The sequence below is a fragment of the Coprobacter fastidiosus genome, from assembly GCF_982245605.1.
This window is the reverse complement of record NZ_CEVCIF010000013.1, coordinates 18543-30654: the sequence shown is the minus strand read 5'-3', so window position 1 is coordinate 30654 and position 12112 is coordinate 18543. Positions and strand designations below refer to the sequence as shown.

Genomic DNA, 12112 nt, shown 5'->3' with positions numbered 1-12112 from the left:
TTTTGCAACCATAGGAGAAATAATAATATGGCAAAGGAAAACCAACCTACCGGTATGGCGCACAGCGCACTAACTGTAGAGACGACTGTTACGGGAAACATTTCGGCCTCTACAGACATTCGTATAGACGGAATTCTTCAAGGAAATCTTGATTGTCAGGGAAAAGTCATTATCGGAGAGCAAGGACGTGTACAGGGAGACATAAAAGCTGTCAATGCCGAGATTATGGGAACTGTATGTGGCAATATAGTTGTAGCAGATACTTTGGTTTTAAAGTCAAGTTCTTTTCTGGAAGGAAATATTACGGTTACGACCTTAGTAATAGAGCCTAACGCACATTTAAACGGGCAATGTTCGATGCGGACTTTCCAGCAATAGAAAATATCTATAACCTCTCTTATTTTTATATAACATTCATACAGTTGTTTGAGAAAATAGCAGTACCTTTGCAGCCGTTTAAAAAATCACAAATACAAAATTATATTTATGGCTTTTGCGAATAATGTACTCATTGTCCGCCGGGTATTAATGGCAAAACTTGTTGAATTATGGAAACAAGACCGTTTGGTAGAACACATTGATCGTTTACCTATCGAACTCAGTCCGCGTAATGCGAAAATTATGGGACGCTGTTGCATTCACAAAGAAAGAGCTGTCTGGAAATATAAATCTTTTCCGTTGCTGGGCTTTGATATGAATGACGAACAAGACGAACTGATTCCCCTCTCTTATTATGCAGAAAAAGCTTTAAAAAGAGGGAAAAACAATAAAGAAAATATTTTATGTGTCATTGATGAAGCTTGCTCTGCATGTGTTCAGGTAAATTACGAAGTAACCAATCTCTGCCGAGGATGTGTAGCAAGAGCTTGTTATATGAATTGTTCTCGAAAAGCAATCTCTTTCGGAGAAAATGGCCAAGCCCGAATCGATCACAGCAAATGCGTCAGTTGCGGAATTTGCAAAGAAGCCTGTCCTTATCATGCCATCGTATATATTCCAGTACCTTGTGAAGAAGCCTGTCCGGTAAAAGCCATTTCTAAAGACGAGAACGGCATCGAACATATCGATGAATCGAAATGTATCTATTGCGGCAAATGCATCAACGCTTGTCCTTTCGGATCTATTTTTGAAATATCTGAAGTATTCGATGTTCTCTCTAAAATCAAAGAAGGAAAACAAGTTATTGCAATCGTCGCGCCTTCTATCATGGGACAATATTCCGAAAAAATGGAAACCATATTCGAAGCGATACGTGAAATCGGTTTTCATGATGTTCTCGAAGTAGCCGACGGAGCGATGGAGACAACCCGAAGAGAAGCCGAAGAACTGAAAGAAAAACTGGAAGAAGGACAACCGTTTATGACAACATCATGCTGTCCATCTTACATAGAGCTGGTAAACAAACATATCAAAGATATGAAACCGTATGTATCAACTACCGGAAGTCCTATGTACTACACAGCACGAATGGCAAAAGAAAAATACCCCGAAAGTCTTGTCGTATTCATAGGCCCTTGCGTTGCTAAACGTTCAGAAGCCCGCAGGGACGAAGCTGTAGATTATGTAATGACGTTTGAAGAAATTAACGCCATATTCGACGGATTATCTATTGATATGACCCCCAAAAATAATGAATCTTTCCATTGTTCAGCACCTAAAGAAGGAAAAGGTTTTGGCATGTCGGGAGGAGTTATCGGAGCTGTAAAAGCGCAAAACCTAATCCCCGATCTGAAAGCTTTGCAAGTATCGAATCTTAATAAAAAGAACATCGGCCTACTTCGGGCATTCTCCAAAGGTAAAGCACCGGTTAACTTTATCGAAGTAATGGCTTGTGAGGGTGGATGTGTAACAGGTCCTTCAGCACATGTAGATGCCGCAACAGGAAGCAAATTGTTTAAACAAGCTATGGAAAAGTTTTCTGTCGTAAAAGAATCAGAAAAATAACACGACTAACTTAAATTATTGAAGCGTCGAATGAATTTTAAAATTCATTCGACGCTTCAATAATTTAATAGACTAATTTTATTCAAGATACAATAAAAGCCTGTCTGAATTTTCCTATTAATAACCAAGACAGATTATTCAAAATATAAAAGCGTTTCTTTTTACAGTTCTTTCACGATTAATAGATAATTCTTACCTTTGAAGGCAAGAAAAATAACAGCAGAATGATAGAATATATCACAGGTAAAATTTCCGAATTAACTCCAGCATCGGCAGTAATAGAATGTAATGGAATAGGCTATTTCCTCAATATATCTTTAACGACTTACAGTGCACTATCCCAGAATACTGCAACCAAGCTATTTGTATATGAATCTATACGCGAAGATGCTCACGTACTTTTCGGATTTATCAGCCGTCGCGAAAGAGACTTGTTTTTGTTGTTAATTTCCGTTTCCGGAGTCGGACCGAATACCGCACGAATGATTCTTTCTTCTCTCTCTGCTCCTGAACTGGAGCAAGTTATCGTTTCTGAAAACGTAAACATATTGAAAAGCGTTAAAGGGATCGGTGCAAAAACCGCCCAACGCATAATTGTTGACCTTAAAGATAAAATAAAACCGGGGGACAATACGTTAAATATAAGTATGCCCCAAAATCAAGAGGTACAGGATGAGGCTGTGGCCGCTTTGGTCATGTTAGGATTTCCGCAAACCGCTTCAATGAAGGTCGTACAAAAATTATTGAACGAATCTCCCACATTAAAAGTAGAAGCTATTATCAAAGCTGCACTTAAAATGCTGTAAAACACACATACGGGAGAAGGGAAAAGGATTCACGGATCAATGAATAAAAGGCTCTATTATCTTTTATATATTTTTCTATGTATCAGCGGGATAGGAATCTACTCTGCCTTTGCGGCTTATAACCGTACCTTTTCCTCACTAAACCTTCCGGAAGCATCCGTCTCATCCATTCCAGCACCTGAAGATACTACAAAAAAAAGCCGTTTCCCGGTAGCTAAAACTTCGATAGAGACTTATGAAGATCTTTATAAAAACAGTCCGGCAGATCTAAAAACTCCTGAGAACGTACGCTCAGTGTTCGAATATGATCCGGTAACTCAATGTTACGTTGTGCGTACAAAAGTCGGAGATATGGAAGTGTCTACGCCTTTTATGCTGACCCCTGAAGAATACAAAGATTATTCCTTACGAAAATCCATAGAAGCCTACTATCGGGAAAAAAACAAAGAAAATGCAGGTAAGGGAAAAGACCCTTTCGATATTCTCGATATGAAATTCAATCTCGGTCCGTTAGAAAAAGTTTTCGGTCCGGGTGGTGTGCAAATTAAAACTCAAGGGTCGGCAGAACTGACCATGAGTATAAAGACAAATAAAATCGATAACCCGGCATTGGCATTGAGTGCAAGGAAAAAGACCTACTTCGATTTCGAGGAACAAATCCAAGCGGATATTACAGCAAAAGTAGGAGACAAGCTCAATTTTAACATGAACTATAATACCGGAGCAACATTCGATTTCGATTCCCAAAAACTGAATTTGAATTATGAAGGGAAAGAAGACGAAATCATCAAAAGTATCGAAGCCGGTAATGTTAGTATGACCACAGGATCTTCCTTAATACGTGGAGGATCAGCTTTATTCGGGATAAAAACTAAGATGCAATTCGGTAAACTGACTGTTACCGCTTTAGTCTCCCAACAAGAATCAGAGTCTAAAACTGTCAACTCAAAAGGCGGTGCTCAAACTACGGAATTTTCTTTCAGCGCCGACCAGTATGATGAAAATCGTCACTATTTTTTAGCCCACTATTTTAGAGATAATTATGATAATTCTATGTCAAAACTCCCTTATATATCTTCGGGAGTGACTATTAACCGTATAGAAGTATGGGTGACCAACAAAAGAGGAAATTATGACCAGGCGCGTAACATCGTCGGGTTTATGGACCTTGGAGAACAAAACAGAAATAATTTAGCAAATCCGGATCTATGGCATACAAACGGAAGCTATACATGTCCGGCAAACAATGCAAATAGTTTATATGAATACATTCAAACCAACTATCCCGATGCCAGAAACATTAACCAGGTGACTCAGGTATTAGAGCCTCTTGAAGCTCAAGGATTCAATGGCGGACAAGAATATGTCAAAGTCGAAAGTGCCCGACTGCTCACCAGTTCGGAATATACACTGAACAGTCAACTCGGATATATTTCTTTAAATAGTCAGCTCAATCCGGATGAAGTACTGGCAGTAGCATTCGAATATACGAAAAACGGGCAGACATATCAGGTAGGAGAATTTTCAGGGAATATTACAGATACAGACAAGAGCCTGTATGTAAAGCTATTAAAAGGGACAACAATCTCGACAAGCGTTCCGGCATGGAAGTTGATGATGAAAAATGTATATTCCCTTAACGCCACTCAGATACAAAAAGAAAAGTTCCGGTTAAATATTTACTATAAAAGCGACACGGCCGGGACACAATTGACATATATGCCTATCGGAAACATCAAGAACGAAACCTTATTGAAGGTTATGAACCTTGACCGATTAGATAACAACCAAGAGACAAATCCCGACGGATTTTTCGACTTTGTAGAAGGGTACACGATTCTTGCATCCAAAGGTCGAGTATTTTTCCCGGTAGTAGAACCTTTTGGCTCACACTTAAAAAAGAAAATCGGAAACATACCGAATGTTGACCAATATGTCTATCAAGAACTGTACGACACTACATTAACAGCAGCCAGACAGTATGCCGATAAGAACAAGTTCGTAATCAAAGGTGAATATAAAGCATCATCAGGAGCAGAAATACAACTTAACGCCACGCACGTACCCCGAGGATCGGTACGAGTCACGGCCGGAGGTATGACCCTGACCGAGAATGTAGATTATTCGGTCGATTACACAATGGGAACTGTAACTATTTTAAATCAAAGTTATATCGACTCCGGAACTCCGATCAGCGTCAGTCTTGAAGACCAGTCATTATTCAACATGCAACGAAAAACAATGGTCGGATTAGATCTTAACTATGCTTTCTCTAAAGATTTTAATGTCGGAGCTACAATTATGCACTTGGGAGAAAAGTCTCTGACCGAGAAAGTGAACATCGGAGATGAAGTGCTGAATAATACTCTGTGGGGATTAAATACTTCTTACAATACAGAATTCCAATGGCTAACATCTTTGATCAACAAAATACCGACCGTGAATGCAACAGCCCCGTCCCGATTATCGCTAAATGCAGAATTTGCACAGTTAATACCGGGAAAAGGGAAAAACAACTCGCTCTCCTATATCGATGACTTCGAGTCTTCTCAATCGGGTTATGATCTGAGGACACCATATTCATGGTCACTCGCCTCGACTCCGTCTATGTTTCCCGAATCAAAATATTCCAACAATGCTGATTACGGAAAGAATCGGGCTTTAATATCTTGGTATTATATAGACCGGATGTTTACTCAAAAAAATTCCTCGTTAACTCCTGCCCATATTAAAAACGATTTAGATCAATTATCCAATCATTATGTACGGGAAATCGATGTCAGCGAGGTATTCCCGAACAAAGAACTCGGTTACGGCGAATCTTCTGTCCTACAAGTTCTGAACCTATCGTATTATCCGACAGAAAGAGGACCGTACAATGTAGATGCGGATAAAATAAACAATGACGGTTCTCTCAAATTCCCGGAACAACGCTGGGGAGGGATTATGAGAAAAATGGATAATACCGACTTTGAAGCTGCAAACATCGAATATTTACAATTTTGGATGATGGACCCGTTCCTCGATCCGGACAATCCGGGGAATGAAAGTCAGGTCGGATACCTGTATTTCAATTTTGGAGAAATATCGGAAGATATACTGAAAGATGGTATGAAATCGTTCGAAAACGGTCTTCCTGTCGATGGAGATGAATCGAATCTGACAACCACCGTATGGGGAAAAGTTTCGAAACGCCAATCTATGACCTATGCTTTCGAGAACGCAGACGGTGCTCGTGAAAAACAAGACGTAGGACTCGACGGGCTTACAAACAACGAAGAATTTACTTTTTCCACCTATTCCGACTTTTTAGAGAAATTGAAACAAAATACGACGGCAGAAGCTCAAGCCAAAATGTTGGAAGATCCTTTTTCTCCTTTGAACGACCCTGCAGGAGATAATTATCATTTTTACAGAGGTGTAGACTACGATGACATGCAGCTCGATATTCTCAGCCGATATAAACATTATAACGGAGTAGAAGGGAACTCAAGTTCTCCGGATGATGCAGCAGACAAGTACTACCAATCCTCCAAAAGCGTTCCGGACGTCGAAGATATCAATCAAGACAACACGTTGAACGAATACGAAAGATACTATGAATACGGTATAAAAATATCTCCTCAGAATCTTCAAGTAGGAAGAAATTACATCACTGATAAACGCACGACTGTCGTTCGTCTGAGAAATGGTCAGGAATCAGAAGTTACATGGTATCAATTTAAAATACCTTTGAAAGACGACAGCGACGATGAAACCCATATTCCACGAAAAAAATACGGTTCTATACAAGATTTCAAGACAATCCGTTTTGCACGGATGTTCATGACCGGATTCGAAAAAGAAACACACCTGCGTTTTGCTTCACTCGAACTTGTACGGGGAGACTGGAGAAGTTACTCTCTTCGTCTACAAACCGGAGAATCACCCAACACATCACTGCCGGCAGAAGGGGAATTGGATGTATCAGTTGTTAATATAGAAGAAAATGCAGGACAAACTCCTGTAAACTATGTACTGCCTCCTGGAGTCAGCCGGATAATTTCTCCCGACCAATCCCAGATCACTCAATTAAACGAGCAATCTTTATCTTTAAAAATAAGAGATTTACCTCCTAAAAATGCTCGTGCCGTATATAAAAATACGAGTCTTGACATGCGTAATTACAAATATTTACAAATGTTTACTCATGCCGAAAAACTAATTGATGATAACACAGACTTAAGGAACGGAGAAACTTCTGTATTCATTCGTTTCGGGTCTGATTACCGAAACAATTATTACGAATATGAAGTGCCTTTGGCACTTACTCCTCCGGGAACTTATAACACATACAATTCACAAGACCAAGAGACCGTTTGGCCTACACAAAACATGATCAACGTTCCCTTATCTCTGGTAACAGAATTGAAATTAAAACGGAATGCGGCAAAACGAAGAGGGGATGAAGGTTCGAGCTATCAAGACGTTTATTCGATATATGATCCTGATCATCCGAGAAATAAAGTCTCGGTAATCGGAAATCCGAGCCTGTCCGACATATCGACAATTATGATCGGTGTCCGGAATAATGCGGGGACGAATAAAGATATTGTGGTATGGGTTAACGAACTCAGACTATCCGGTTTTAATGAGAGCGGAGGTTGGGCTGCCCGAGCTAATGTAAATCTGGCGATATCCGATATAGCCACCGTAAATTTCGGGGGACACATCGAAACTTGCGGCTTCGGAGGGATAGATCAAAGCCTGAATGAACGTCGACTTGACGATTATTATCAATACAATATAGCTACAATGGTAGATGTCGGTCGTTTTTTACCTGAAAAATTGAAACTCAAAGCACCGATATTTTACTCATTATCTGAAGAGCGGACGTTGCCGAAATACAACCCGCTCGATCAGGATATTTTACTTTCAGATGCTTTAGACGCTGCCGGTTCTGACGCTGAAAGAGATTCGATCAAAAATGCATCTATCGATATATCGACAGTTAAGAGTTTCAGTATTTCCGGATTGAGATTCGACATACAAAGTAAAAATCCGATGCCTTATGATCCGGCAAACTTTACTTTTAGCTACTCGTCAAACATCCAAAATAAGCAAGACCCGACAATTCTATTCGAAAATACACTGGACAGAAGAGGAAATTTCAGTTACAGTTATACACCGTATGTGAAACCCCTTCAACCCTTTAAATCACTAAAAAGCAGATCGAAACATTTGAAGGTTATCAAAGACATGAGTATTAACTATGTACCGAATAATATTTCGTTCTATACTAATATGTCTCGTTACTACTACGAGCAACAATTGCGAGAGTTAGGAGAAGACGGCACAAGCACGCAACTTCCTATTTCGGTAAGCAAGAACTTTTTATGGGATCGGCAGTTCTCTATTCAATGGAATCTGTTGAAATCCTTAAACATGTCTTTAGCTACCATGACAAATGCCCGTATCGACGAACCCTCGGGTGTAGTAAATAAAAAGCTTTTCCCCGATGAATATAAAGCATGGAAAGACACGGTCATGCAAAGTATATGGCACTTAGGAACACCCTGGAATTATAACCAAACATTCAACGCCTCTTTCGACGTTCCGTTATCTAAAATTCCCATGCTGAATTGGATGACCCTATCGGCGAAATACAACTCGACATATTCTTGGGACAGAGGGGTTTATATTGATAGTGAAACGACAATGGGTAATAATCTGAATAATCAAGGTCAATTCGGAATCGACGGTCGTTTCAATCTGGAAACTCTCTACAATAAATCGGATTTTCTGAAAAAAGTAAATCGGAAATTCGCCAATACCTCTCGGTCATCTTCCCGTAGCAGTACCCAGAAAAAGAGATTCCAGCGCAATATCTCGTTAAAAAGCGACACGACAACTACGGTGAAACACAATTTGGACAATAAAAAAGTAAAAGTTTCCGCAAAAACCAAAGACGGAATATATTATTCCGTCAAATATAAAGTTGTGGATAAAAACACAATTCTTATTGAAAACAGAGATACGGCCCAAATAACACTAACCGTACTGCCCGGCAAACGTCCTGAAGATTCTTTCTGGTATAAAGCAGCAGAATACACAACACGGTTTGCCATGATGGTAAGAAATGTGAACGTCCATTACAAAAACAGTAACTCAATGTATATTCCGTCTTTCTTGCCTAATGTCGGGGACATGTTCGGACAATCCACAGCAACCAGTACCTTAGCTCCGGGACTTGATTTCGCTTTCGGATTGACAGACGAAAGCTATATCGAAAAAATCAAGGACCGAGGTTGGCTTATTGTCAACGACTCATTAGTAAGCCCTGCTATTATGAATCGTACAGAAGAATTCAGTATAGATGCCACCTTAGAACCGTTTAAAGGATTCAAAATCACGTTAAATGCCAACCGCACCGTGAGCAACAACAACCAAATACAATTTATGTATGACGGAATGCCCACCATACGAGGAGGAAGTTTCACAATGACTCACGTTGCGATTGCCTCATCTCTGAAAAGTGCAAAGGCATCGAACGGATATTATTCCAAAGCTTTTGAGAACTTTTTGCAAAATCGTGAGATTATTGCTCAACGATTAGAAGCCAAGTATAGTCAAATGACATATCCTTCAGCAAGATTTATCAGTGAAAAAGGATTAGTCGGGCAACGATATAATTCAGAAAACGGAGGGGTTAACCGTAATTCTCCCGATGTCATGATACCTGCATTTATCGCCGCTTACAGTGGCAAAGATGCGGGAAAAATCGGATTAACGGCTTTTCCGTCGATCAGAAGTTTATTACCTAACTGGAAAATAACCTATGATGGTCTATCTAAGATAAAGGCATTAAAGAAATACTTCAAAAGTATCGTCCTGAGTCATGCCTACCGATGTACTTATACCGTGGGGTCTTTTTCCTCTTTCCTGAACTGGGCTGAAGCTGAAGAAAAAGATTTCGGTTTTACGAAAGACGAACTCACAGGGAATCCGATACCGTCCTCTCCATACGATATCTCTTCTGTAAGCATTAATGAAAGTTTTGCACCTTTACTCGGATTAGATATGACCTTTAAAAACAGTATCACAGCTAAAGTAGAGTATCAAAATTCCCGTACATTAAGCCTGAATTCTTCAGCAGGACAAATTGTCGAATATACAAGTCAAGGCGTTACTGTAGGTGCAGGCTATACAATTACCGATTTCAACGCCATTTGGAGAGGAAAAGGCGGTAAACAAGGGACATTTAACAATGATCTGAAATTACGAGCAAACTTCTCTTTCAAAAGAGATCAATCCTTAATACGCCGTATTGAACAGAATTTCACTCAGGCTACTTCCGGTACAAAAGTAATGATGCTCAATTTCTCTGCCGATTATGCTTTAAGCAAACTCATTACACTACGGGCTTTCTATGATCACCAAATCAATACTCCGTTGGTATCATCGACTTCATATCCCATCTCTGACAGCAGTTTCGGTGTATCGATCCGCCTTGATCTTGCCCGGTAAGAGCTATTAAATTCTTTTCTAAATTTTACAATAAAAGTACGATCAGGTCATCTTTGTGTTTTTTTCCGGACTATAACATTGTTAACAATATATCGGTACGATTCCCCTCTCTGAAAGAGACTGAGTAAAAACTAAAACAAGTACTAAAACGATTTTCAGAATCATCCGGGATAAAAACAAAATTTTTCTCATTATATTCGCAAAAGAAAACGAAAAAATCTATGGAGCAAATAAATTTTGCAGCAATCGATATAGGATCAAATGCCGTGCGCCTGCTCATAAAGGGAATATACAAAGGGGAGACGGCAAATCAACTAAAAAAGACTTTTATTGTCAGAGTTCCCTTGCGATTAGGGCAAGACGCTTTCACATTAGGCAGAATATCGAACGACAAAACTGAACGACTGTTACGGCTCATTGCCGCATTCAAACAAATGATGCAAGTATATAGAGTCATCAGTTACAGAGCTTGTGCAACTTCCGCCATGCGAGATGCTTCGAACGGATCGGAAGTTGTCCGTTACATATCCGAACAAACCGGTATAAAAATTGATATTATAGACGGAAAAGAAGAAGCGAGAATCGTATATGACAGCCACATCGTCGATATATTAAACCGTCCGGGAGACTATTTATATGTAGATATCGGAGGAGGAAGTACCGAAACGAGCCTGATCCAAGATTGCAAACTTAAGGATTCTCGTTCCTATAATATAGGAACCGTACGTATTCTCAATAACAAAGTCAAAAAAGAAGAGCTTCTCAAGCTATACTCCGACTTGAAATCATTAGCATTGGAATATCCAGATATTTCTATCATAGGATCTGGCGGAAATATCAATAAAATATATAAACTGTCGGGTACGACAAAAGGAGAACCGTTATCGCTCGAATCCTTGTATCAAGTATCGAACATGCTTCAGGCACTCCCCATAAAAGAACGAATGAAGCAGTACGATCTGAAACCTGATAGAGCAGACGTTATCGTACCCGCCGCAGAATTATTCATACAAATAACACGACACCTCAACTGTAAATCTATATGGGTACCTACTATAGGTATTGCTGACGGAATTACCTATTCACTCTGTTCTGATTATCTAAATACACATAATTAATAATATAAAAATGAAAAAGTTAATCTTAATCGTCTGTGGGACTGTCTTATTTTCGTTCCCGTTCATCTCCTCCGTTAAATCTCAAGATTTATACGAAAAAGCAAACATCCGGAAATATGAAAAAGCAAATCAAGAACTTCCGGCTACCACAAAAAAAGAAAAACGCGTGGTATTTATGGGTAACTCCATAACCGAAGGTTGGGTCGGTACACATCCTGAATTTTTCACCGAAAACAATTATATCGGCCGTGGAATCAGCGGGCAAACAAGTCCGCAAATGCTTATGCGTTTTTACGGGGATGTTGTCGCCCTCAAGCCGAAAGCAGTAGTCATTAACGCCGGAACAAACGACGTCGCAGAAAATACTGGTGCTTATCATCCTGAGTTTACACTCAACAATATCAAAGCTATGGCTTCCATCGCCGAAGCAAACGGAATCAAGGTGATTCTTACATCGGTACTTCCCGCATCACAAATAAAATGGCGGCTCGACATCAAAGATGCCCCTCAAAAAATTATAGCCTTAAACAAAGAAATAGAAGCCTATGCCAAAGCAAACAAATATGGATATGTAGATTATTTCTCCGCTATGAAAGATGAAAAGAACGGCCTTCCTGAAAAGTTGAGCAAAGACGGCGTACATCCGAACGGAGACGGTTACAAGATCATGGAGAAACTGGTAAAAGAAGAAATCAAAAAAATCGTAAAATAATCAAAGACCAGAACAGCGGGGAAATT

6 protein-coding genes are annotated in these 12112 nt (G+C 39.7%); all 6 read left to right on the top strand.

Annotation, left to right across the window (positions count from 1 at the left end; all coding sequences use genetic code 11):
• The first annotated feature begins 27 nt into the window (after positions 1–27).
• The 6 genes from AC0UMU_RS04905 to AC0UMU_RS04880 all read left to right on the top strand — a co-directional run bounded on the left by AC0UMU_RS04905 (position 28) and on the right by AC0UMU_RS04880 (position 12086).
• A complete protein-coding gene (locus AC0UMU_RS04905) occupies positions 28–378 on the top strand; it encodes a bactofilin family protein (RefSeq protein WP_009318789.1) in 351 nt (116 codons plus the stop codon).
• 108 nt (positions 379–486) lie between these two features.
• Complete coding sequence (locus AC0UMU_RS04900) at positions 487–1944, top strand: monomeric [FeFe] hydrogenase (protein WP_022390872.1); 1458 nt, start codon at positions 487–489, stop codon at positions 1942–1944.
• A gap of 224 nt (positions 1945–2168) precedes the next feature.
• Positions 2169–2750: a Holliday junction branch migration protein RuvA gene (gene ruvA / locus AC0UMU_RS04895; RefSeq protein ID WP_009318786.1), complete on the top strand. Its 582-nt coding sequence runs from the start codon at positions 2169–2171 to the stop codon at positions 2748–2750.
• A gap of 39 nt (positions 2751–2789) precedes the next feature.
• Positions 2790–10256 carry a T9SS outer membrane translocon Sov/SprA gene (gene sov / locus AC0UMU_RS04890; RefSeq protein WP_288640960.1) on the top strand — a complete coding sequence of 2489 codons (7467 nt, stop codon included), beginning with the start codon at positions 2790–2792 and terminating at the stop codon, positions 10254–10256.
• Between the two features lie 221 nt (positions 10257–10477).
• On the top strand, positions 10478–11374 hold the full coding sequence (locus AC0UMU_RS04885) for a Ppx/GppA phosphatase family protein (protein ID WP_022390870.1): 897 nt from the start codon (positions 10478–10480) through the stop codon (positions 11372–11374).
• Positions 11375–11384: 10 nt separating this feature from the next.
• Positions 11385–12086 carry an SGNH/GDSL hydrolase family protein gene (locus AC0UMU_RS04880; protein WP_009318783.1) on the top strand — a complete coding sequence of 234 codons (702 nt, stop codon included), beginning with the start codon at positions 11385–11387 and terminating at the stop codon, positions 12084–12086.
• Positions 12087–12112: the final 26 nt, after the last annotated feature.